This window comes from Rhodanobacter sp. C03 (assembly GCF_002001175.1).
Classification (GTDB): Bacteria; Pseudomonadota; Gammaproteobacteria; order Xanthomonadales; family Rhodanobacteraceae; genus Rhodanobacter.
Genome location: NZ_MUNT01000001.1, coordinates 767,743 through 790,091, shown reverse-complemented (window position 1 = coordinate 790,091; position 22,349 = coordinate 767,743). Strand labels below are relative to the sequence as shown.

The following is a 22,349-nucleotide window of genomic DNA, read 5'->3' as shown; positions in this document are numbered from 1 at the left end:
ACGGGTCTCACAGGGTTTTCAATTGAAGTGCAGGCGCGATATGGCAGGCGCGCCATGCGGGCAGCAGCCCAGCCAGCACGCTGGCCACCACGGCCAGCGCAAAGGTACTCAACAGCATGGCCGTATCCATCTGCGCCAGCTGCGCATATTCGTCAGGCCGACGACGAATACCCCACAGCCCCAGTTGCGCCAACAGCAGACCCAGGCCGCCACCCACCAAACCGATCAAGGCCGACTCCACACCGAACTGCACAAAGATGTCCCGTCTTTGCGCACCCAGCGCACGGCGCACACTCACCTCGCCACTACGGCGAAGAAATTTCGCCAGCAGCAAGGCCACGATATTGACCATGCAAACCATCAGAAAACCCAGCGCCAGCCAGCTCTGCAATCGCAGGTCATCGGGTACGAGGTGCAGCGTGACCAAGCGCTCCCTCAAACTGTCGAGTCGCGCACTGTCGGCAGGTCGCTCGTAGACGCCCAACGCCTTTTGTTGGGCCGAATAATCGAACAGAAAACGGCGGTACGCAGCGACTTGGTCCGGCTTGTCCAACTGCACCCAGAACTGCAACCAGGTGACGCTCGATGCCGTCAGATCACCGCTGAATTTCTTCCACGAAGAAACATTGCCACTGGTATCGAGTTTCAAATCCACGGCGGTCGCCAGCGGCAGAAAGAACTGGTCGGACTCGCCAAATTTATGCGCGGCGGCGTCGGCGTAGAACATCGGCTGCGGCGCCCATGGTGCGGTAACGCCGATGACACGGAATGTGTGCTCCCCCAGCTGCACCATGCGACCCGCGCTGTCGTCGGTGCCAAACAAGGTGCGACTCAGCGCTTCACTCAGCACCACCACGCGGGAACGTGCGGTGTCGTCCGTGGCAGTCCACGCATGGCCCGCAACAAAGCGCAGCCGAAACATCGCAAAGAAGTCCGCCGTGGTGTAACGCCCATCGATGGTGAACGGATTCGCACTCACTTTTTCCGGATGCGCGACAAGATTTCCGCCTGACATGGCCGCCTGTCGCGTACCTCGATGTGCCGCCAGCAAGGCCATCGCATCGGGCCAGGTCATATTGTCGGTGGGGTCGGGAGCCAGTGCGTTTTTGCGACGGTCCAGCGGCGTGGGGTCCAGGTGCGGATAGAACAACTGGCCGCTGCGGTCTGGTATTGGATCGGCCGACATCACGTGCAGCACGGTCATCATCGTCATGCTGGCACCTATGCCCAATCCGATGGCCAGCACCATCAACGCGGTGAGGATCTGGTTGCGCCGCAGGCTGCGCAGTGCGAGATCAAGGTAATAGCCAAACATTCCATGTACTCCGTTGAGTTTCAAACTCTTCTCTACTGGCGATGAAATCGTCAGTAGAGAAGAGTTAAACAGATCGTGTCGCCACCACCGGCGGCACCGCCGCCGCGCGCAGCGCCGGGCCGAGTACGGCTAACTGGCCCAGACCCCACAAGATCAATGCGCCGATCGGCAAGTAATACAGCGGCAGCCGCGGCAATTCGTAGTGCGTCATCAGCAGCAGGTTCAGCGCGAACGCCAGCAGCATGCCCAGCACGATGCCGAACGTGACGATCAAGAAGTTCTCGGTCTGGAAGTAACCCAAGATGTCACCGCGGGTGGCGCCGAGTGCACGGCGGATGCCGATCTGCCGGCGTCGCTGCTGCACCCAGAAACTGGCGAGGCCGACGATGCCGAGTGCGGTGACCAGCAGCATGGCTGCGATCACGCCGAGCAGGATGCCGGCCATGGTGCGGTCCTGCTGAAAGAAAGTTTCCCGCAGGCTGGCCACGCTCTGGCTGGTGGCGGTTTCCAGCACAGCGTCGGGTGCGATCTTGGCGATAGCCGCACGCGCGTCACGCAGCACGCGCGAAAGCTCCTCGGGCGACGCGCGCAAGAGGTAGGTGCCGGCAAAATGTGCGCCAGGTTGGGACGGCACGAAAACCGACCATTCGATGGTGGAAGGACCGCCCTCGCCTGGAGACGGTCGCGCCAGATTCGCCACCACTCCCGCCACCCTGAAGTGCGGCCGGCCGACCCAGAACTCCTTGCCGATGGGATCGACACCGGGCCACGCGTGTTCAGCCAGCGACTGCGAGACCCACACCAGCGCATCGTCGGGTACGAAATGAACGACGGGCTGATAGTCGTCATCCTGCGGCGCGCGTCCTGCGATCAAGCGCAGTCCCAACGCCGTGAAGCTGCCCGGTCCGCCCGTGTAGAAATTCACCACGCCGGCGAACTGCTTGCCCGCCGCATCCGTGGTGATGCCGGCGTTGTTCGGCGAGCCGCCGAACGGCACGGCGTTGATCACGCTTACCGACCGCATGCCGGGAATCGTGGCCAGGCCGCTGAGTACGCGGGCGTTGAGGTCGACGCCGTCCTTTTCATCGAAACCGGTGAGCTTGATGGCGGCCAGTGCACGCTCATCGACGCCGCTGTGAATCCGGATCTGCTGCACACGGTTGGCGATCAGGAAGCAGGCATTGCACAGCACTGCACACGCCAGCGCGATTTCCATCGCGATCAGCACGGTGGCGACGCGATGTTTGCGCAGCGCGGAAAGAACCGGGCGAATCTGCATGTCGTCGTCCTCAAGTCATCTTCAGCTGCAGGCCCGGCGCCATCCGGCTGGCGCGTATTGCAGGCAGCAGGCCAGCCAGCAGGCTGGCGGCAATCGCCAAGGCAAACGTAGCCAGGAACATCGCCGTATCCAGATGCACCAGATCGGCATAGGCCACCGGCTGGCGACGCACCAGCCACAACCCCAGCAAGGTCAGTAGCAGACCACCGATGCCGCCCAGCAAACCGATCAATCCGGCCTCGAACAGGCACTGCGCCATGATCGCTGCACGACTGGCACCCAGCGCACGGCGCACCCCGATCTCGCCGGATCGGCGCAGGAACTTCGCCAACAGCAGGCCCACGGTATTGAACAGGCAGATCAGCAGAAACGCGAAAGCCACCCACATCTGCAGGCGCACGTCGCTGGGCACCACGTGATTGAAGTCCAGCCATCCCATCAGGCTGCGCAGCTGCGTGTTGTCGGCGCGCGCGAAACGACCGGCGGACTTCTGCAACGCGGCATAGTCGGCCACGAACTGTCGATAGCTGCGGACCTTGGCCGGGCTGTCCAACTGTACCCACAGCGTCATCCACACGCAGGGCGATGTCTGCAGGGTCGCATCGCTTTGGGGCATGCTCCAGCAGGTGAAGAAATTGAAACCGACAGGATTGATGTCCGACGAACTGTTGAGCGGCAGGAAAACATCCTCGGTGCGACCATAGAAGTCGCCGGTCTGGCCATCGTCGAAGCGCCCGCCCGCCACGTCATAGAATTGCGGCGAGGGGCGCCACGCATCCAGCACGCCGACGATGCGCACATCCGAGTCTTTCAGCCGAAGCGTGCGCCCCACACTGTCGGCGCCGTTGAACAGCTTGTTGTTGAGGTCCGCGGAGATCACTGCCACCCGCGCGCGGCTGGCATCATCCTGCGCCGACCAACCGTGGCCATAGCGGAACGGTACGTCGAACATCGGAAAGAACTCGCTGGTGGTGGACAGCACCTGCGCCATCAGCGGCGGCAGATTCACCTGCGGCGCGGTCAGCTTCAGCTGGCCGTGCGCGATCAGCGCCTGCCGGTCGGCGCGATGCGCGCTCCACAGATCCACCGCCGAACGATAATCCATCATGTCGTAAGGCAGCGACGGCCCATCTGGATAGGGGTTCGGATCGACCTGCGGGAAAAACAACGTGCCGCTGCGCGTGGGCAGCGGATCGCACGACAGCAGATGCATCACGGTCAGCGTGGTCATGCTGGCGCCGATGCCGACCGCGATGGCAAGCACCATCAGCGCGGTGAGCACCTTGTTGCGCTTGAGGCTGCGCGCGGCCAGATCCAGATAATAGGCAAACATGCATCAAGCTCCCTTCCTGGAATGCATCAGACCGACCTTGTCGCGACTACCGGTGGCACCGCCGCCGCGCGCAGTGCTGGGCCGAATACCGCGATCTGACCAATCACCCACAGCAACGCCGCACCCACCGGGAAATAGATGACCGGCAACCGCGGCAGTTCGTAATGCATCATCAGGAACAGGTTGATGCCGTAGGCCAGCACCATGCCCAGCACGATGCCGAGTGTGGCGAGCAGGAAGTTCTCGGTCTGGAAGTAATGCAGGATGTTGGCGCGGGTGGCGCCGAGCGCGCGGCGCACGCCGATGGTGCGTCGACGCTGCGCCACCCAGAAACTGGCGAGGCCGACAATGCCCAGTGCGGTGACGATCAGCAACGCAAGGCACACACCCACCAGGATGCCGGTCATCGCGCGATCGTTCGCGAAAAATGCGTGGCGCGCCTCGTCATAGGTGCGCTTCTGCAGCACCACGCGATTGGGGTCCAGTTGCTTCAGCGCGGCCAGCGCGGATTTCAGCACCCGCTCGCGCTCCTGCGGCGCGCAGCGGATCAGGAAGCTGGCACCCTGCGACACGTTCATGCTGATCGGCCATACCGTGCTGTATTCGACGCCCTTTGACAGCCTGTTCGGCCGAGCCAGGTGTGCCACCACGCCGACCACCCGGAACGCAAGGCCCTGGCCCAGATAGATCTGCTTGCCCAGCGCGCTCTGCCCCGGCCATAGCCTGTCGGCCAGCGCCTGGGTAACCACCAGTACTTGCGGCAAGCCCTTGAGGTCCCCGGTGTGCAGGGCTGCCACGGCAGTATCGAGATTGACGAATTCGTCCGGCCGGAAATCACGCCCGGCCACCAACTTTGTGCCCAGCGTAGACAGCAGGTTTTCACCCATGTACTGGGTGACGTCTGCCGTGTCCTCCCGCTGCTGCGGATCGAGCTTGATACCGCTGTTCGACGAACCGCCATCGGTGAATGGCATCTGGAAGACCAGCGCCACCTGCGTCACACCCGGAATCTGCCGCAGTGCCGCCAGATCGGTTTTGGCGCGCGCCTCGGCATCGGAGCGGTTGCCGATGTTGGCCAGCTGGACCTGCACCAGCTCATGCTCGGCGATGCCGCTGGGCAGATTCATGCGCTCCAGTCGCTGACTGACCAGGAACACCGCGTTGCACACGATCGCGCAGGTCAACGCGATTTCCAGGATAAGCAGCCATGCGGTGATCTTGTGCCGCCGCAGGGTGGAAAGAATCGGCAGGATATCCATGTCAGTTGCTCTTCAGTTGCAGGGCAGGAGTGATCTGGCAGGCGCGCCAGGCCGGTAGCAGGCCGGCCAGCAGGCTCGCACCCAGCGCCAGCAGGAAGGTGGTCAGCAGCATCCCGGGATCCAGATGCGCAAGCGCCGCGTAGCTGGCCGGTTGCTGGCGCACCAGCCACAGGCCCAGAAAAGCCAGCAGCAAACCGCCGATGCCGCCGCTGAGACCAATCACACCGGCCTCCACCAACAGCTGCGCGAACAACGCACGGCGCGAGGCGCCCAACGCACGGCGCACGCCCAGCTCACCCGCCCTGCGCATGAACTTGGCCAGCATCAGCCCCACCGTATTGACCAGACACACCAGCAGGAAGCCGAATGCCAGCCATACCTGCAGGCGCACGTCGCCGGGCACCACCATCTGGTAGTCCAGCCAACCCATCAGATTGCGCAGGCGCACATTCGGCGGTCGCTGGAAACGCCCCAGCGCTTTTTGTTCCTGCGAGTAATGCACCAGGAACTCTTTGTACACCGCAGCCTGCGCCGGGCTGTCCAGTTGCACCCAGAACTGCAGCCACACGCAGGTTGCGCTGTGGTCCGGGCGTGGCCCCGCCCCACCGTTGCCCCAGCAATCGACGGAGCCATCATGCGCAAGCTGCAGATCCTGCGAGGTGGACAGTGGCATATAGACGCCCTCGCTCTCGGCATAGTTGGTCACATTGAGGTCGTAGAAATGCGGGTTCGGGCGCCAGTCGCCGAGCACACCGACGATGCGCAATGCCGTGCCCTCCAGCCGCAGCATCTGGCCTGTACTGTCCTTGCCGCCGAACAACTTGTCGTTCAACTTGCTGCTGATCACCACCAGCCGTGCGCTGCTGTCGTCATCGGCAGCGCTCCAGCCATGGCCGTACTGGAACGGCACACCAAACATCGGAAAGAAATCGGCGGTGGCGAAGCGCGCGTCCTCGTAGAATGGGTCGAGCGCGGACTGCGTCGGCTGGATCGCCACCGTGCCGCCGGTCATCAGCGCCTGGCGATCGGCCCGCTTCGCCTGCAACAGGTTCATGCCGTCAGTCCAACTCACCTGCTCCATCGGCTCCTTGTCGGAGTCGTGACCGGCGCTGTCACGCGGATCGACCTGCGGGTAATACAACGTGCTGCTGCGCTCCGGCAGCGGGTCGCCCGACAGCACATGCAGCACGGTCAGCGTGGTCATGCTGGCGCCGATGCCCAGCGCGATCGCCAGCACCATCAGCGCGGTGAGTGCCTTGTTGCGCCTGAGGCTGCGCAGGGCCAGATCGAGGTAATAACCAAACATTGCTGTCCCCTGTTTCATAGCGATGGTTCAAACCGAGCGCGTAGCTTCCACCGGCGATACGCGCGATGCGCGCAATGCAGGCGTCAGTACCGACGCCTGGCCAAGTAGCAACAAAGCAATGACGCCGATGACCACATAGCCCAACGACAACCGCGCCATCTCGAACTGGGTGACCATCCACAGATTGATGCCGATCGCCAGCAAGGTGCCGAGGACCACGCCGATGCCGCCGATCAGCAGGTTCTCGGTGAGGAAATAGCTGAGGATGTCGTGCCGGGTCGCACCCAGTGCGCGGCGGATGCCGATCTGCTTGCGCCGCTGGCCGACCCAGAAGCTGGTGAGGCCGACGATGCCGGCAGCGGTGATCGCCAGCAGCACCGCGCTGATGATGCCCATCAGGATCGCCATGCCACGATCGCTGTCGTAGGCACGTTCGCGCACCTGGGCAAAGCTCAGCTCGCCGTCCTTGGGATCGATGATGCGCATGCGATTTTGTGCGTTCAGCGCCTTGGGCACCTCGCGCATGGCGGCGGCGAGCTGGCCCGGTTTGGCCCGCACGATGTAGTACAAACCTTGCGGTTCCGCCACGCGCATTGGCCACAACAGCGACTGGTAGGCATACGTCGTGTCCCATGTCGAAACGCCCTGCCGCTGCAACAGGTCGACGATGCCGATGATGGTGCTCGGTGTCGGACTCATCGCGTAGAGCGGTTTGCCCAGTGCCGATCCATCCGGATACAGCCGGTCGGCGAGTGCCCTGGTCACGATCACCACGGGTGGAAAGACATCCTCGCGCAAGCCGATCCGGCCGACCTCGTCGGCGCGGAAATTGCGCCCGGCCAACAGCTTCACGCCCAGCGTGTCGATCGTCTGCTCGTCGCCCAGATAGACCGACCCATCGGTGGTCGGCTGCACCTGCTCGGGTGTCAACGTGATGAAGTTGTCCCAGCCGCCACCACGCAGTGGGTAGGAGTTGCTGGGCGAGGCATCGCGCACGGCGGGCAACTGTCGCATCGTGGCCAGATCGGTCTGAATCTGCGCATCGATCTGCGGCGTCGACGACTGGCCTGCCCATTGGTTATGGATCACGAACAGGCTGGCTTCGTCGATGCCGGTCGGCTCGGAAAGATGGGCCAGACGCTGCTGGATGATGAAAAGTGCGTTGCACACGATCGCCAGGGTCAAGGCGATCTGCAGCGCGATCAGCACCGTGCCAGCCCGGTGATGGCGCATGGCGGCAAGTATCGGTTTGATCTGCATCATGGCTGCGCCCTAGTTCGACTTCAGCTGCCAGGCTGGCTGCACCTGCGCCGCGCGCCAGGCTGGATAGAACGCCGCCGCCACGCTGGCGAGAATGGCAACCACCAGGGTCAGCCCCACCAGCGAAAGATCCAGATGTGCCAGGCGCGCGATCTCCGGTCTGAACAACAGGCCGGTGCCGGAGATGCCTGCGGCGGTAAGCAACAGACCCAGCACGCCGCCGGCCACGCCGACCGTGGCCGCTTCCATCAGATATTGCTTGTAGATTTCGCGGCGCGATGCGCCCAGGGCGCGACGCACGCCGATCTCCGCGGCCCGGCGCATGAACTTGGCCAGCAACAGGCCGATCGTGTTGATCAGGCAGATCACGAAGAAGCCCAGCGAGACCATCAGCGAGATGCGGCTCTCCGGTGGCACCACGTGGTTGAAGTCGAGCCACTGCATCACATTGCGCAGACGCACGTTGGGTGCCCAGGCGAAACGCCCGGCGCGTTGCTGATCCGCGGCATAGCCATCAAGAAACTGGCGGTAGCGTGCCACCTGCACCGCACTGTCCAGCTCCACCCACGGCGTGACCCATACGCAGTTGCTGCGCAGCCAGTCGTCCCAGCCAGTGGCCGTCAATTTTCCGCGGCAGCTGTTGTTGCCGGTGGTATCGATCTGCAGATCCAGCGCACGCGTGAACGCCACATAGAAATCCGCGGGATCTTCGAAACCGCCGCTGCCGAACAGCGCGAAGAAGCGTGGCTTGGGATCCCAATGCCGGGTCACGCCGACGACGCGGTAGTCATGCCCACCCAAGGTGACTTCGCGTCCCACACTGTCGGCACCGCCGAACAGCTTCTGGTTGAACTCCCCGCTCAGCACCACGACCGCGGCGTGTCCCTCGTCATCCGCCGTACTCCAGCCGGAGCCGTACTGGAACGGCACCTCGAACATCGGGAAGAAATCGCCATAGACCGCATAGCCATTCACCGCGACCGGCAGGCTACGGTTGCCGCCGGGCAACACCGACAGTTGCACCGGATACAGCAAGGTCTGCTGCGTGGCCTGGTGCGCGCGCATCAAGGCCATCGCGTCGGTGTAGCTCAAGGCTGAAGGAGGCTCGCCCTTTTCATTCTGCTGCGGACCCCAGTTGTCGACCTGTGGCGTAAAGAGCTGTGCGGATTTGTCCGGTATCGGATTGCCCGACACCGCGCGGAATACCGACCAGGTGGTCATCGAAGCGGCCACACCCAGACCGATCGACATGACCATCAGCACCGTCAGCGCCGGATTGCGGCGCAGACTGCGAAGGCCAAGGGTCAGGTAGTGGACGAACATCGATCAATCGCTCCCGTGCTATGCGTCAGGAATCAGGCGGCGCGCGTCGCTTCTACCGGCGGCACGTTGGAGGCGCGGCGGGCCGGCACGAACACCGCCGCCTGACCGATCGCCAGCATCGCCAGCACACCAGTCGCCACGTAAAGCAGCGGGATGCGCGTCATCTCGTAATGCGTCATCAGCCACATATTGAGGCCCACCGCCAGAAGCACGCCCAGCACCACGCCTACGCCGGCAATCAGCAGGTTCTCGATCTGGAAGTAATGCAGGATGTCGATCTTGCGGGCACCCAGGGCGCGGCGTACGCCGATCTGCCGATGCCGCTGACCGACCCAGAAACTGGTGAGACCGACGATGCCCGCCGCCGTGACGCACAGCAGGATCAGGCACACCACGCCCATCAGGATCGCCATGCCGACATCGGCGCGATAGGCGCTGGCACGTATATCGGCGAATGACTTGACACTTTCATCGTCGTCCAGCACGCGCATCGGATTGACCGCATACAGCGCCGCAGGTACGGCGTGCATCGCCGCATCACGCCGGCCCGGCTTGGCGCGCACCACATAGCGTGCATAGCTCGAATCCAGCCGGGTCGGCACCAGGGTCGAGTACCAGGCGAAGTCGTTGCCCCAGCTGCCCGTGCTTGGGATCTGCAGGCGTGCGACCACGCCGATGATGGTGCTCGGCGAGCTACTGCCATCCGAATAGATCACCTTGCCTACCGCGCTGCCTTGCGGGAACAACTTGTCGGCAAGCGCCTGGGTCACGATGATGACTGGACGGTCGCGCTGATCGCGGGCGCCCTGGTGCTGCACGTCTGCGGCAGTAAACGCGCGTCCGGCGACCAGGTGCAAACCAAGCGTGGCGAGCACCTGTTCGTCGGTGAAGTAATACGCCGTACGCGTGCCGCTCTTGTCACCCAGTTGCTGTCCGGGCTTGATCGACACCGAGCCCGTCCACGAGGAATTGAGCAGCGGCACCGAATTGCTGGGCGTCACCGAGGCCACGTCAGGCAGGTTGCGCAGCGCGGCCAGATCTTCTTTCTGCATGACATCGAGTTTTTCCACGCCAGCCGGATCGTCCGAACTGGGTGCACCCACCCATTGCTGGGAAACCAGGAACAGATCGTTCTCATCCAGACCGGTGGGCCGGTTCACCCGCTCGACACGCTGACCGATGATGAACACCGCATTGCAGACGATCGCCAGGGTCAACGCGATCTGCAGCGAGATCAGCACCACGCCAGCCTTGTGCTTGCGCAATGCCGCAAGAATGGGATGCAGGGTCATGATGCGCTCCTCAGTTCGACTTGAGCTGCCACGCGGGTTGCACGCGTGAAGCACGGAAGGTGGGATAGAGGCCGGCCAGCGTGGTCGCGATGACAGCCACCAGCAGGGTCAGCGTGAGCAACGAGAAGTCGACCCGTGCCAGCGCGGCGATGTCCTTGGGCAGCACCCAGCCCACACTGACCACGCCGACACCGGTCAGCAGCAGGCCCAGCACGCCACCGGCCAGACCGATGATGCCGGCCTCGGTAAGGAACTGCGCATAGATCGCCATGCGTGGTGCACCCAGCGCACGCCGTACACCGATCTCGCTGCTGCGGCGCAGGAATTTCGCCAGCAGCAGACCCGCGGTATTGACCAGGCATGCGAGCAGCAGGCCCAGCGCCACCAGCAGCGACACCTTGGTGTCACTGGGCACGACATGCTGGTTGTCCAGCCACGCCGGCAGATCGCGCAGACGGTTGTTCGGCGCCCAACCGAAGTGGCCGGATTGCTGCAGGTCATGCGCATAGCCATCGAGATACTGCTTGTAAGCCGTTGCCGCTGCAGCGTCGTCCAGCTCGGCCATGTACGCGATCCACACGCAGGCGGAGTGCTGCAGGCCGACAAAGCCCGACTCGGTAGGAACCGCGTTGCAATTGGTATTGCCGTCGTTGGGGATGCCCACGGTGATCGCGCGCTGGAACGGCAGGAAGACATCCTCGACGCCAGTGGAGAACCCACCGCTGTTGACCACATCGAAGAAGCGCGGCTGCGGGTTCCAGTCGTTCAACACGCCCACCACGCGATAGTCCTTGCCCTCGACGTTGACCGTCTTGCCCACGCTGTTGCTGCCGCCGAACAGCTTCTGGTTGAGCTTGCTGCTGATCACCACCACCGCGGCGCGTTGTGTATCGTCGTCGGCACTCCAGCCGCTGCCGTACAGGAACGGCACGTCCAGCATCGGGAAGAACTCGCTGTACACCGCGTGGCCGCTGACGTTGATCGGATGCTTGCTGGCGTCCGCCGGCACGATCGATGGAGAAATCTGATACATCGCCGACTGCAGCTTGGCGCGGTGATCGCGCATCAGGGTGATCGCGTCGTTGTAGTCCATCGCATTCGGCGGCTCGCCGTCGCTGCCGCGTCCGTTCGGTCCCCAGTTGTCGATCTGCGGCACGAACAGCTTCGCCGACTTCCACGGGATCGGATCGCCGGATACCGCACGGAACACCGAATAGGTGGTCATCGACGCGGCCACGCCGAAGGCAATCGTCAGCACCATCAGTGCGGTGAGTCCGGGGCTGCGCTTCAGGCTGCGCAGGGCCAGTTCAAGGTAATAGGCAAACATGGATCAAGCCTCCGCGTGGATACTGATGTTCCGTGCGCAATGCGCGACAGGGACGGTCGGGTTCATTGCAGCAACCGGTTGATGTCTTCCAGGTCGTGGATGTCCACCGTGCCCGCAACCTGTTTGAGCAGCAGCTTGTTGAGGATGAACTGGTGGCGCACGTAGGTGTATTCGGTCTGCACATTGGCCAGCTGCTCGATCGCGAACACCACGTTGGTGAGGCTCTGCGTGCCGATCTCGTAGCCGGCGCGCATCGACGCCAGCGATTTGCGTGCGGCCTCCACCGAGGTTCGCGCCGCGTCGACCTGATCGATGCCATCCACCACCAGGTTGAAGTAGTTGTTGGCATCGCGTGCAGCCTGGCGGCGCTGGCTCTCCAGCGTGCCGGCATCCTCATCGCGCTGGGCAATCGCCTGGCGCACCTGCGACTGGGTAAGTCCACCGCTGAAGATCGGCACCGTCAGGGTCAGCCCGATCGTGGTCACGCCAGGACCGTAGGCTGCCGCACCCGGCACCGCGCTGGACCAGCTGCCGAACTTGCCGTACTGCACCGTGGCGCTGAGCGTCGGCAGATGACCGGCGCGCGCCGCCGACACCCGATGTTCATCGGCCGCTACTGTGTAGTGCGCGGCGAGAATGACCGGATTGCTGTGCATCGCCGCATCCACCCAGGCCTGGGCCTCGGCCGGTACCGGCGCCTGCATCGGCAGATCCTCGCGCAACTTCTTCAACGTACCGGTCGGCTTGCCGGTGATCTGTTCCAGTCCGCGCTGCGCGTCCTTCAGCGTGTCCTGTGCGGTGATCCGCTGGGACTTGATGTACAGGTAATACGCCTGCGACTGGCTCACGTCGGAGGCCATCGCCAGACCATTCTTGAAACGCGTGCTGGACTGGTTGAACTCCTGCTTGTAGGCATCCTCGTAGGAACGGTAGACGTCGAGGTTGTCCTGCGCGACCAGCACATTGAAGTAGGCCGCGGAAACGCGCACGTAGAGGTTCTGCAGGGCCGCCTGGTAAGTCTGATCTCCGGAATCCCTGGTCGCCTGCGCGGCCCGGAGACTGGCGATCGCGGCGAGGTTGATGATCGGCTGGCTGAGCACGCCGCTGAGATCGCGCTCGCGTGTGTAACCGCTCGAACCGGTGTCCACGATATTGCCGTTGGAGCTGGTGATGGAACCGCTGCCGCCACGGATCTGTTCCAGCCCCAGCCCGACCGACAACTGCGGCAGCAGGGCCGAGCGTGCCTGCGGCACGTTCTCGGCCACCACCAGGCGCGCGGCGTCGGCGGTGCTCAGCACCGGGTCATTGGCGACGGCCTGCCGATAGGCATCCATCAGGTCCTCGGCATGGCCCGGCAGCGGCGCCAGGACCATGCAAAGCAGCAGGGGCAACAACTTCACACGCATGGAAGGTTCTCGCAGTCGATGAATGACTCGGCGTACATGGATGGCATCAACCGGAATGGGCTTCGCCGTGCAGATGGGCACCGGCGTGGAAGCGCGGATCCTCCGACAGGTCCACCACCTGGCCATCGATGATGTGTACGTTGCGCTGCGCGCGTGCGGCCAGTTCCGGATCATGCGTGACCATCACGATGGTGGCGCCTTCGCGATGGATATCCTCGAGCAGTTCGAGCACGCTGCGCGCCATCTGCGTATCCAGGTTGCCGGTCGGTTCATCCGCCAGCAGCAGGCGCGGCGAGCCGGCCAGCGCACGGGCGATCGCCACACGCTGCTGCTGACCGCCGGAGAGTTCGGCCGGATAATGCTTGGCACGCGAGGCCAGACCGACGCGTTCGAGCGAATCCATGATCCGCTGCTTGCGCTCGGCCGCCTTCATGCCGCGGTAGCGCAGCGGCACTTCGATGTTGTCGAACACGTTGAGGTCGGGGATCAGGTTGAACGCCTGGAAGATGAAGCCGATCTTCTCGTTGCGGATCTTCGAGCGCGCGTTGTCGTTGAGGTTGCTCACCTCGATACCATCAAGGTGGTACTCACCACCGCTGAAGGTTTCCAGCAGGCCGGCGATGGTCAGGAAGGTGGTCTTGCCCGAACCGGACGGACCGGTGACGGCAACGAACTCGCCCTCTTTCACGTCGATGTTGAAATCGCGCAACGCATAGGTCTCCACCACTTCGGTGCGGTAGACCTTGGACAGGTGGGTCATCTTCAGCATGGTTGTTCCTCGGTGGTGGTAGGGGTGTTTCTGGTCCTTCCCCTGCATCAGGGGAAGGAGTGCATCAATTGCTGATCGCGACGCGGGCCGCGCTCTTGAAGCTGTCGGTGCCGGAGATCACGATGCGGTCGCCTTCCTTCAGGCCATCGAGGATCTCCACCTTGTCGATGCTCGAGGCGCCGACGCGGATCGGGGTCTTGCTGGCAATGCCGTCGCGTACCACGTAGGCGTAGCTGCCACCGGATTCGTCCACGAACGAACCGCGCTGCACGGTCAGCACGTTGTCGCGCTTGTCCAGTAGCACGCGCACCGACAGGCGCTGGTTCTGGCGCAACTGCTTCGGCGTCTCGCCGTCGAAGCGCAACCGGGCGGCCACTTCACCATTCACCACTTCGGGCGAAATCGCACTGACCAGACCCTTCCAGGTATTGCCGTTGCCGCTGATCTCGCCGGACATGCCGATGCCGAGATCACGCGCGAAGCTTTCCGGCACCTGCATCTCCACCTGCAGTGCAGACAGGTCGATCACGCTGAGCAGTTGTGCGTCCTTCGCCACCGTGGCGCGTTCGGCAATGAACAGCTGGCCGACCTGGCCATCGACCGGCGACTTCACGTTGAGGTCGTCGACCTGGCGCTGCAGGTCCTGCACCACCAGCAGCTGGTTGTCATGGGCCAGCTTCTTGGCCTGGATGTTGAATTTCAGGCTGTCGTTGTTCATGCCCAGATCGGACTTGGCATGGGCGAGCGTGATACGCGCCTTTTCCAGCACGTCCTTGGCCTGGTCAACCTCGATGCCCTTGGCAGCACCTGCGGCGAATGCCTTCTGCGTGCGGTCCAGCGTGGTTTCCGCACTCTTGTCGTCGATTTGCGCGTTGTCGTAGGCCTTCTGCAGATCGCTGCGTTTGGTGCGCGCATCCACCTGCGCCTGCAGGTAGTCGACCTGCATGCCGTCGGCCTTGGACTGCTCCTGCGCCAGCTTGTTGCGCAGTTCCGGGCTGTCGACCACGGCAAGCACCTGGCCCTTCTTCACCGTGTCGCCCGCGTGCACCTGCAGCGTCACCGCACCACCGTAGGTGGCGTACATGGTGGGGCTGACCGCGGCGACCACCTTGCCCTCGGCGGCAATGTCGCGCACGAACGGACCACGTTCGACGGTGGCGAACGCCAGCCGCGAACTGCTGACCGAGGCGGAGGCGGAGAACAGTCGGCCTATGCCCGGCGCCAGCCATACCAGCAGCGCCAGCACGGCCACGCCGACGCCGGCCAAAATCAGCCGGCGCTTGCGGTTGGGTTTGACCTCGACTATGCGGTCTTGCGCAGAAGTATCGCGAATCATCATGCCGTTCCTGACCGCGGACAGCGCGGTTGCACTACGATGACTGCAATCCGTGTGCCAGCCGGAATGGCTAAAAATATTTACTTATTTTCAATGACTTGTGATGCAAGCCAGCGCACATTTGAGTGTCCGCGGACACTTCACGGACAGCCGGACGAACGTCCGCCGCGATGGTTCAGCGCCTCGTCGTCGGCTGCCATGCCTGCGCTTCTTCGCGGGCAATCTGCGCAACCAGCTGCCGGCTCAATGCGGACACGCGGGTGGTCGTCTCGGCGCCAAGCACGTCCAGCCCAGCCAGCCGGCGCATATGGAAACACAGCAGTTGCGCAGCGACCGGTCGACATGGATGCGACCTACACGCAGGTGATGGTGCACCGAGTGGTTTCGCACTGCTCAGCAGCGCATCCCATGCGAGGTAATCGGTATCCGGCAACAGATGCAGTTGCGCACTCGGTCGCCCATCGCGATCGATGCACTCGATCCACTCGCGCGGCCCCTCGACCGTGATCGTGCTGGCTGCCATCAATCGATGACCCTGCAGCAACGGCGCCAGTTGCATCGACTCGATCAGCAAGCCGCGCGGCAACTGCCGCGTCGGCCGCCGCGCGGATTGCAGTTGCACGTACAGCACACTGCCCAGTGCCGGCAGATTCCGGACCAGCAGTATCGGCGCCAGTCGCAACCAGCGCCGGCTGATCGTCGTGCTGATGGCGCGCGGCCAGCATTCCTGCAAGCGGTGGATCAACGGACTGAACATCGGAACCTCCGACAGATACAGCCCAGCTGGCGCCCTCACGGACCGCACTGGCGACAGGCTTGGTGGACACGCGGCGCCGAGCAGCAGCCGTGCGATGAAGCAGCTGGCAACTGCTTACTTGGTCAGGATCAGCTTGTCGTTGCGGGTCAGGCGCAGGTGGTATTCACCACCTTGATGCTGGATCACCAGTTCGCGCGCACCGGCCAGCAACGACTGACTGGAGACATGCCGCGTCCCTGCAGTCGCGACGCCAGGCGACGGGCGACGCAACGCGGCCAGCGGTTGCGGCAAGGACAAAGGCAAGGAAAAGGCAGGTGTCGACATGGCAGATTCCACAGGAAGTCAGTGTAGTCGAATGATAATGATTCTCATTTAACTGTCAACCATTCCGTACGCTGCCACGCCGATACACCCGGTCAAGCTGCTTCGACGATCCGCCGGATCCGCTGCGCAATCCCCGCGTCCAGTCGTGGCAGGACCTCCAGCGCATCCAGGTTATGTTCCAGCTGCTCGCGTCGGCTGGCGCCGAGCATCACGGTGGAAACATGTTCGTTGAGCAGGCACCAGGCGATCGCCAGCTGCGCCAGGCTGACATCCAGCTCGTCGGCGATCGGCTGCAGCGCGCGCACCTTGTCGATGCGTTCGTTGCCATGACCAAGCACGCTTTCGCGCAGCCATTCGTAGCCCGGCTGGGTCAACCGCGAATCGGCCGGCACGCCGTCGTTGTACTTGCCGCTGAGCAAACCGGACGCCAGCGGCGACCAAATCGTGGTGCCCATGCCATAGGCGGCATACAGCGGCGCATACTCCACCTCGACCCGCTCGCGATGCAGCAGGTTGTACTGCGGCTGTTCCATCACCGGCGCATACAGATGATTTTCATGCGCGATCCGATGCGCCTCATGGATCGCCTCGGCCGGCCACTCGCTGGTACCCCAGTACAACACCTTGCCCTGACGGATCAGCGTATCCATCGCCGCCACGGTTTCTTCGATCGGCGTATCCGGATCGGGCCGATGGCAGAAATACAGATCCAGATAGTCGACACGCAGGCGCTGCAGCGCCTGCCTGCAGGCCTCCATCACGTGCTTGCGCGACAACCCGCGCTGGGTTGGCAACGGTTTGTCGTGTGCACCGAAGAACACCTTGCTGGAGACGCAGTAACTGTCGCGCGGAAAACGCAGGTCGGCCAGCACGTCGCCCATCACCTGCTCGGCCACGCCGTTGTTGTAGGTCTCGGCGTTGTCGAAAAAATTCACCCCGCGATCGTGGGCCAACGCGAGCAGGTCACGCGCCTGCGTTCGCCCCACCTGTTTGCCAAAAGTGACCCAGGCGCCGAACGACAGCGCGGAAAGTTGCAGGCCGGTGCGACCAAGGCGGCGATAAAGCATGGGGATGCTCCTGTGTCGGGGAAGATCACCAGCATGACAACTCTTCATGCTTGGCGTCCAATCGCGATATCAAATCACTGCATCGATGATTGAGGTTTGCGGATCCATGTATTGAAAAAGGCTAGGATTCGGACCTCATATGCATTACCGCTGTAACGATAAAGATCGACGTGCTTCGCACCGTGAATGACCCACAATTCCTTTGGCGGAGATGCCATCTTGTACATCGCCATCGATTCATCGAGTCGGGTGTGCTGGTCAGCATCACCGACGATGAGAAGTTTGGGTACGTGAATCTGGCCGATTCTATCGATAGGACGCATCTGATCCAGTGTTATGCCGAGGTGTGGCCGGACCGTGCTGAGCAACAAGGGCGCAAACCATCGGCCCAGGGCACCAGCATGAAGTTCCAGGCGATCATTCACTGCCTGAGACAGTGTGGGATAGACCTGCTCCAATACAATCGCATCGACGTCGAGTATTGGCTCGGCAAGCAAGGTCGCCGCACCACCCATCGAGGTACCGATAATGCCCACTCGCTCACCGGGCGCCAGCTCCTTCAAACGAGCCAATGCCGCGGCAGCATCCTTCGCCTCGAGATAGCCGAAGGTGATCGCCTTGCCGCTGCTCTCGCCTGATGCCTGAAAGTCGATCAGCATTACCGAATAGCCAGCCGCATGCAGAAACCTGGCGCGGTCCAGCATACTCAAGCGATTTGCGCGTACCCCGTGCAGCAGGAGTACCGCGCCGCGGCCCTGCCCCGGCGCGAACCAGCCTTGGATAAGCGCACCCGAGGGACTTCTAAAAGCAACCGGCCACGCTGGAAAATCCGGTGGTGGGGTGCCAATTTTTGCAGCCGCAGGATGGATCAATACGTCGCCAGCTATCCAGATGCCTGCCAGCAGCGCGACCGCAATGGTAATTAACCCGAATGCAGCTATGCGCAGGATCCGATACCTTCTCACCGCTGCACCTTTTGGTCATTACCGAACAGCACACACGATGCGGTAACTCACTACAGAACGTACAGCCCAAGCGCCAACACGATGGCGGCAAAAACCCCGGCGACTACGTCATCGACCATCACACCCATGCCACCTTTCAGATGCCGGTCTAGCCAGCTGATCGGCCACGGTTTCCACACGTCGAACAGGCGGAACAGCACGAAGCCGGCCGGCAACATCCACCATGCGAATCCGTTGGCCGGCAGCAGCGCGGGAATCAGCAGCGGGATCAACGCGATCCACTGGCCGATGAATTCGTCCCACACCAGACTGCGGTGATCATCGACACCGACCGCACGCCCAGCCACATTGCAGGCCCATACGCCGACGCCAAAACCGAGCAGCAACACGAGCAGATAAATCGGAAGTGGCAGCTCGCGCAGCAGCAGCCACGGCAGCAGCGCCGCCAATGAGCCGAACGTGCCCTGCGCCACCGGCGTCAGCCCCGAACCGAAACCGCAAGCCAGCCAACCCGCAGGCGTGGCCAGCAAGGCACGACGCTGTTCAGCGCTGAGGGTCTTCTTGGCGCTCAAGCGAAATGCTCCCAGCCAGATCGATCCGTGTTCAACCATGCACCGTCTGCGCCGCGCACACGCACACTCTTTCCTTCCACGATACGGCCAATCCGCGTCACGCCACAGCCGAGCCGCGAGAGATCCGCCTGCACGTCGGCGAGCCGCTGCGCCGGCACGGTGAAGCACAGTTCGTAATCGTCGCCACCGCTGAGTGCGAAATGCAGCGCCGTCGCCTCGTCGTGCAGGCCCAACAACGCCGATGAGCGTGGTAGCAGCGCCGCCTCGATCTCCGCGCCGACTCCACTGGCCGTGCAGATATGGCCGAGGTCGGCGAGCAGGCCGTCGGAAATATCGGCGCAGGCACTCGCCTGCCCGCGCAACGCGGCGCCGGCGGCCAGTCGCGGCACGGGGCGGTTGAGCCGTTCGATCAGGAACTCACGCAGACTGCTGCGCGGGTCGTCGTCGCGCCAGGGATGCTGCAAGGCGTGCAGCCCCGCGGCGGCATCACCCAACGTACCGGTGACCAGCACTGCATCACCCACGCGCGCACCGGCACGCGTTAGCGCCTTGCCCGGCGGCACGAAACCGTGCACCGCCACGCTGATGCAGAGGGGGCCGCGAGTGGTGTCGCCGCCGACCAGGGCGAGCCGGTGCGGCTGCGCCAGCTGAGCGAAGCCTTCGGCAAAGCCCTCGACGAAAGCGGCATCGGCCGCTGGCAGCGTCAGCGCCAGCACCGCCCAGGCCGGGCTCGCGCCCATCGCGGCGAGATCGGACAGGTTCACCGCCAACGCCTTCCAGCCGATATCGGCGGCGGCCGTGCCGCGTGGGAAATGGACGCCATCAACCAGGGTGTCGATCGCCACCGCCAGTTCCTGCCCTGCCGGTACCGCGAGTACGGCGGCATCGTCGCCGATGCCCAGACGCACGTCGTCGCGTGGCTGCGCCGTGTGGCGACGGATCAGTTCAATCAGATCGAATTCCATCAACGGATCGCCCGATGAAGATGCAGCTAGCGAGTAAAAACGAGGGTGGGACTGTCGTGATAGACCGTCTGCTGCCACAGCCGGAACCCGGCTTTCTCGGCCACCCGGATCGAGGGCAGGTTCTCGGGCGCGATGATGCACACCACGCGCAGCTCGGGCCGATGCGCCTGGCCCCACGTCGTGATCGCCGCCACCGCCTCGCTCGCATAGCCGTTGCCATGCGCCTGCGGCGCCAGCACCCAGCCGAATTCCAGCATGCCTTGCAGCGATGGCTGCATGTCGCGCTTGAAATCGGCAAAGCCGATATCGCCGATATAGCGACCGCTATCCTTTTCCTCGACCGCCCAATAGCCGTAGCCGAGCAGACTCCACAGCCCGACGTACTGCAGCAGACGCTTCCACACTTCCTCGGCCGTGAACACGCGGCCACCGATATAGCGGACCACCTCGGGATCGGACCAGATCGCCATGCAGGTAGCGTAGTCATCTGCCCGATGGGCGCGCAGCCGCAGCCGCTCGGTCTCGATCACCGGCACCAGTTCAACGGACGGAAAATCTGCCACGACCGCAGTCATCAGCCCCGCTTCTCGACGGTGCGCAATTCGGCGGCGAGCTTGTCCAGCACACCATTGACGTAGCTGTGGCCATGATCGGCGCCGAAACGCTTGGTGACCTCGATCGCCTCGTTGATTACCACCCGGTACGGCACGTCCGGGCGAAACTTCAGTTCATACGTGGCCAGGCGCAGGGCAGCGCGTTCGATCGGATCGATCTGCGCCACCTCACGGTCGATGTGCGGGCGCAGACACGCATCGAGTGCGTCGACGTTGGTCTCCACACCGTGCAGCAGATCCTCGAAGTACTCGAGGTCGGCCACTTCCATGTCCTGCTCGTGACGGAACTGATCGATCACCGCATTCATGTGACTGCCACTCATCTGCCAGGCGTACAGCGCCTGCAGCGCGCGGCGACGGGCACGCGAGCGAGCGGCGAGATCGATGCCTTCCGGACGCTGGTTCATCACAGCTTCCCGTACAGGTTGACCATTTCCAGCGCGGCGATCGCTGCGTCGGCACCCTTGTTGCCGGCCTTGGTGCCCGAGCGCTCGATCGCCTGCTCGATGCTGTCGGTGGTCAATACGCCGAATGCCACCGGCACGCCGGAAGTGTGCGCGGCCAGCGAAAGACCCTTGGCACACTCACTGGCGACGAAGTCGAAGTGCGGAGTGGAGCCGCGGATCACCGCGCCCAGCGCGATCACCGCCACGTACTTGCCGGAGTTCGCCAGCTTGTGCGCGGCCAGCGCGATCTCGAACGCGCCCGGCACGCGGATCAGATCGATCGCGTCATCCTTCACACCATGACGCACCAGGGCGTCGCGGGCGCCGGCCACCAGCGGCTCGACGACGAAGCCGTTGAAACGGCCGGCAACGATGGCAAAACGGCCTTTCGGCGTGGCGAAATCGCCTTCGATGATCTTCATGGATTGCAGTTCCTGTGGGCGAGCCCATGCGGGCCAGCTATTTTACGGGTTTTCGACCGGACTGGCCGGCACCGGCCGGTCGAAATGGGGATAACCGGAGAAATCCAGCCGTGCCTGGCCACCGGATACCCGCAAACGAGCCGGCGCACCGAACGGCAAGGTGAACTTGTCCGGCTCATGGCCGAACGGCAGGTTGGCGATCACCGGCACGCGCGTCAGCCGGCCGATCTGGGCAAACCCGGCGCTGAGATCGTAACCGTTGTCATAGGTACTGGGCCGGCAAGCGCTGAAGTCGCCGAGCAGCAGTGCGCGCTGCCGATCCAGCACGCCGGACAGGTGCAGCTGGTACAGCAGCCTCTCGATCCGGAACGGCGGTTCGCCGACGTCCTCGACGAACAGGATGCCGCCGTCGATCTTCGGAAAATACGGCGTGCCAAGCAGGCTGCACAGCATCGCGAGGTTTCCGCCCCATAGCGGCCCTTCGACATCCAGCTCGGTCTCGCCATCTGCGTCCCAGCTCGCGTTGGCCTGCGGCGCGGTGACCGTGCCCCAGAAGTGCTGCCAGGTGAAATCGCTGAAGGTCGCGGCGCCGAAGTCCGGTCCCAGCATCGGGCCGCCGAACGTGATCAATCCACTCTTCGCATGCAATGCCATCTGCAGCGCAGTGAAATCGCTGTGGCCGACCAGCACGGTGTTCGCTCCGCTCAGACGCTCGCGCAACGCGGCGTAATCGATGTACTCCAGCAGCCGCGTGGCGCCGTAACCGCCGCGTATCGACAACGCGATATCCGGCAGCTGCTCGCAGGTCGCCAGCGCATTGAGGTCGTCGACACGCTGCGCGTCACCACCGGCATAGCGCAGCTCGGTGCGTTCGAGCACATCGATCCCGTCGACCTGGCAACCCGCGGCCTGCAATCGCCCGACGCCACGCATCATCGCAGCACGGTCGTGCGGATAGCCGGAGGGCGCGATCAGGCGGATATGCGTTTCGGACATGGGCTTCGTCAGTGGA

The 22,349-nt window shown here is 63.5% G+C and carries 22 protein-coding genes; all 22 read right to left on the bottom strand.

All coding sequences use genetic code 11. The features are described 5' to 3' along the window. Positions 1-7: 7 nt before the first annotated feature. The 22 genes from B0E48_RS03355 to ldcA all read right to left on the bottom strand — a co-directional run bounded on the left by B0E48_RS03355 (position 8) and on the right by ldcA (position 22,333). Positions 8-1,315 carry an ABC transporter permease gene (locus B0E48_RS03355; protein ID WP_077515992.1) on the bottom strand — a complete coding sequence of 436 codons (1,308 nt, stop codon included), beginning with the start codon at positions 1,313-1,315 and terminating at the stop codon, positions 8-10. A 64-nt stretch (positions 1,316-1,379) separates the two neighbouring features. Beyond that, a complete protein-coding gene (locus B0E48_RS03350) occupies positions 1,380-2,594 on the bottom strand; it encodes an FtsX-like permease family protein (protein ID WP_077515991.1) in 1,215 nt (404 codons plus the stop codon). A 10-nt stretch (positions 2,595-2,604) separates the two neighbouring features. Next, positions 2,605-3,927, bottom strand: a complete 1,323-nt coding sequence (locus tag B0E48_RS03345) for an ABC transporter permease (protein WP_077515990.1) — start codon at positions 3,925-3,927, stop codon at positions 2,605-2,607. 26 nt (positions 3,928-3,953) lie between these two features. Then, on the bottom strand, positions 3,954-5,186 hold the full coding sequence (locus B0E48_RS03340) for an FtsX-like permease family protein (RefSeq protein ID WP_077515989.1): 1,233 nt from the start codon (positions 5,184-5,186) through the stop codon (positions 3,954-3,956). A gap of 1 nt (position 5,187) precedes the next feature. After that, entirely contained in the window at positions 5,188-6,492 is a 1,305-nt protein-coding gene (locus B0E48_RS03335; protein WP_077515988.1) for an ABC transporter permease, read from the bottom strand. Between the two features lie 27 nt (positions 6,493-6,519). Beyond that, positions 6,520-7,752 (bottom strand): FtsX-like permease family protein, encoded by a 1,233-nt coding sequence (locus B0E48_RS03330; RefSeq protein WP_077516929.1) that lies wholly within the window; start codon positions 7,750-7,752, stop codon positions 6,520-6,522. A 12-nt stretch (positions 7,753-7,764) separates the two neighbouring features. Further along, positions 7,765-9,075 carry an ABC transporter permease gene (locus B0E48_RS03325; protein ID WP_077515987.1) on the bottom strand — a complete coding sequence of 437 codons (1,311 nt, stop codon included), beginning with the start codon at positions 9,073-9,075 and terminating at the stop codon, positions 7,765-7,767. A 32-nt stretch (positions 9,076-9,107) separates the two neighbouring features. Beyond that, positions 9,108-10,367, bottom strand: a complete 1,260-nt coding sequence (locus tag B0E48_RS03320; RefSeq protein WP_077515986.1) for an ABC transporter permease — start codon at positions 10,365-10,367, stop codon at positions 9,108-9,110. 10 nt (positions 10,368-10,377) lie between these two features. After that, the gene (locus B0E48_RS03315) at positions 10,378-11,694 is read right to left on the bottom strand and encodes an ABC transporter permease (RefSeq protein WP_077515985.1); all 1,317 of its coding nucleotides are present in this window, start codon (positions 11,692-11,694) and stop codon (positions 10,378-10,380) included. A gap of 62 nt (positions 11,695-11,756) precedes the next feature. Further along, positions 11,757-13,100 carry a TolC family outer membrane protein gene (locus tag B0E48_RS03310; RefSeq protein WP_077515984.1) on the bottom strand — a complete coding sequence of 448 codons (1,344 nt, stop codon included), beginning with the start codon at positions 13,098-13,100 and terminating at the stop codon, positions 11,757-11,759. A 46-nt stretch (positions 13,101-13,146) separates the two neighbouring features. Continuing rightward, positions 13,147-13,869, bottom strand: coding sequence for an ABC transporter ATP-binding protein (locus B0E48_RS03305; RefSeq protein WP_077515983.1), 723 nt, complete (start codon positions 13,867-13,869; stop codon positions 13,147-13,149). 64 nt (positions 13,870-13,933) lie between these two features. Then, positions 13,934-15,205 carry an efflux RND transporter periplasmic adaptor subunit gene (locus B0E48_RS03300; protein WP_077516927.1) on the bottom strand — a complete coding sequence of 424 codons (1,272 nt, stop codon included), beginning with the start codon at positions 15,203-15,205 and terminating at the stop codon, positions 13,934-13,936. 175 nt (positions 15,206-15,380) lie between these two features. After that, positions 15,381-15,962, bottom strand: coding sequence for a hypothetical protein (locus B0E48_RS03295; RefSeq protein ID WP_077515982.1), 582 nt, complete (start codon positions 15,960-15,962; stop codon positions 15,381-15,383). Positions 15,963-16,076: 114 nt separating this feature from the next. Further along, positions 16,077-16,286, bottom strand: a complete 210-nt coding sequence (locus tag B0E48_RS03290) for a hemin uptake protein HemP (RefSeq protein ID WP_174566707.1) — start codon at positions 16,284-16,286, stop codon at positions 16,077-16,079. 92 nt (positions 16,287-16,378) lie between these two features. Beyond that, a complete protein-coding gene (locus B0E48_RS03285; RefSeq protein ID WP_077515981.1) occupies positions 16,379-17,353 on the bottom strand; it encodes an aldo/keto reductase in 975 nt (324 codons plus the stop codon). A gap of 74 nt (positions 17,354-17,427) precedes the next feature. Next, positions 17,428-18,318 (bottom strand): alpha/beta fold hydrolase, encoded by an 891-nt coding sequence (locus tag B0E48_RS03280; RefSeq protein ID WP_077515980.1) that lies wholly within the window; start codon positions 18,316-18,318, stop codon positions 17,428-17,430. Between the two features lie 50 nt (positions 18,319-18,368). After that, positions 18,369-18,890: a phosphatidylglycerophosphatase A gene (locus tag B0E48_RS03275; protein WP_077515979.1), complete on the bottom strand. Its 522-nt coding sequence runs from the start codon at positions 18,888-18,890 to the stop codon at positions 18,369-18,371. Further along, on the bottom strand, positions 18,887-19,855 hold the full coding sequence (thiL, locus tag B0E48_RS03270; RefSeq protein WP_077515978.1) for a thiamine-phosphate kinase: 969 nt from the start codon (positions 19,853-19,855) through the stop codon (positions 18,887-18,889). The genes B0E48_RS03275 and thiL overlap by 4 nt, the downstream gene beginning before the upstream one ends. A 26-nt stretch (positions 19,856-19,881) precedes the next feature. After that, positions 19,882-20,430 carry a GNAT family N-acetyltransferase gene (locus B0E48_RS03265; RefSeq protein ID WP_077515977.1) on the bottom strand — a complete coding sequence of 183 codons (549 nt, stop codon included), beginning with the start codon at positions 20,428-20,430 and terminating at the stop codon, positions 19,882-19,884. Further along, entirely contained in the window at positions 20,430-20,876 is a 447-nt protein-coding gene (gene nusB / locus B0E48_RS03260) for a transcription antitermination factor NusB (protein WP_077515976.1), read from the bottom strand. The genes B0E48_RS03265 and nusB overlap by 1 nt, the downstream gene beginning before the upstream one ends. Next, positions 20,876-21,337 carry a 6,7-dimethyl-8-ribityllumazine synthase gene (gene ribE, locus B0E48_RS03255; RefSeq protein ID WP_077515975.1) on the bottom strand — a complete coding sequence of 154 codons (462 nt, stop codon included), beginning with the start codon at positions 21,335-21,337 and terminating at the stop codon, positions 20,876-20,878. The genes nusB and ribE overlap by 1 nt, the downstream gene beginning before the upstream one ends. A 42-nt stretch (positions 21,338-21,379) precedes the next feature. After that, positions 21,380-22,333 (bottom strand): muramoyltetrapeptide carboxypeptidase, encoded by a 954-nt coding sequence (ldcA, locus tag B0E48_RS03250; RefSeq protein ID WP_077515974.1) that lies wholly within the window; start codon positions 22,331-22,333, stop codon positions 21,380-21,382. Positions 22,334-22,349: the final 16 nt, after the last annotated feature.

Bases quoted from the DNA above. Each gene is read 5' to 3' on its own strand.
- B0E48_RS03355 (WP_077515992.1), bottom strand. From the start codon at position 1,315: ATGTTTGGCTATTACCTTGATCTCGCACTGCGCAGCCTGCGGCGCAAC.
- B0E48_RS03350 (WP_077515991.1), bottom strand. From the start codon at position 2,594: ATGCAGATTCGCCCGGTTCTTTCCGCGCTGCGCAAACATCGCGTCGCC.
- B0E48_RS03345 (WP_077515990.1), bottom strand. From the start codon at position 3,927: ATGTTTGCCTATTATCTGGATCTGGCCGCGCGCAGCCTCAAGCGCAAC.
- B0E48_RS03340 (WP_077515989.1), bottom strand. From the start codon at position 5,186: ATGGATATCCTGCCGATTCTTTCCACCCTGCGGCGGCACAAGATCACC.
- B0E48_RS03335 (WP_077515988.1), bottom strand. From the start codon at position 6,492: ATGTTTGGTTATTACCTCGATCTGGCCCTGCGCAGCCTCAGGCGCAAC.
- B0E48_RS03330 (WP_077516929.1), bottom strand. From the start codon at position 7,752: ATGCAGATCAAACCGATACTTGCCGCCATGCGCCATCACCGGGCTGGC.
- B0E48_RS03325 (WP_077515987.1), bottom strand. From the start codon at position 9,075: ATGTTCGTCCACTACCTGACCCTTGGCCTTCGCAGTCTGCGCCGCAAT.
- B0E48_RS03320 (WP_077515986.1), bottom strand. From the start codon at position 10,367: ATGACCCTGCATCCCATTCTTGCGGCATTGCGCAAGCACAAGGCTGGC.
- B0E48_RS03315 (WP_077515985.1), bottom strand. From the start codon at position 11,694: ATGTTTGCCTATTACCTTGAACTGGCCCTGCGCAGCCTGAAGCGCAGC.
- B0E48_RS03310 (WP_077515984.1), bottom strand. From the start codon at position 13,100: ATGCGTGTGAAGTTGTTGCCCCTGCTGCTTTGCATGGTCCTGGCGCCG.
- B0E48_RS03305 (WP_077515983.1), bottom strand. From the start codon at position 13,869: ATGCTGAAGATGACCCACCTGTCCAAGGTCTACCGCACCGAAGTGGTG.
- B0E48_RS03300 (WP_077516927.1), bottom strand. From the start codon at position 15,205: ATGATTCGCGATACTTCTGCGCAAGACCGCATAGTCGAGGTCAAACCC.
- B0E48_RS03295 (WP_077515982.1), bottom strand. From the start codon at position 15,962: ATGTTCAGTCCGTTGATCCACCGCTTGCAGGAATGCTGGCCGCGCGCC.
- B0E48_RS03290 (WP_174566707.1), bottom strand. From the start codon at position 16,286: ATGTCGACACCTGCCTTTTCCTTGCCTTTGTCCTTGCCGCAACCGCTG.
- B0E48_RS03285 (WP_077515981.1), bottom strand. From the start codon at position 17,353: ATGCTTTATCGCCGCCTTGGTCGCACCGGCCTGCAACTTTCCGCGCTG.
- thiL (WP_077515978.1), bottom strand. From the start codon at position 19,855: ATGGAATTCGATCTGATTGAACTGATCCGTCGCCACACGGCGCAGCCA.
- B0E48_RS03265 (WP_077515977.1), bottom strand. From the start codon at position 20,430: ATGACTGCGGTCGTGGCAGATTTTCCGTCCGTTGAACTGGTGCCGGTG.
- nusB (WP_077515976.1), bottom strand. From the start codon at position 20,876: ATGAACCAGCGTCCGGAAGGCATCGATCTCGCCGCTCGCTCGCGTGCC.
- ribE (WP_077515975.1), bottom strand. From the start codon at position 21,337: ATGAAGATCATCGAAGGCGATTTCGCCACGCCGAAAGGCCGTTTTGCC.
- ldcA (WP_077515974.1), bottom strand. From the start codon at position 22,333: ATGTCCGAAACGCATATCCGCCTGATCGCGCCCTCCGGCTATCCGCAC.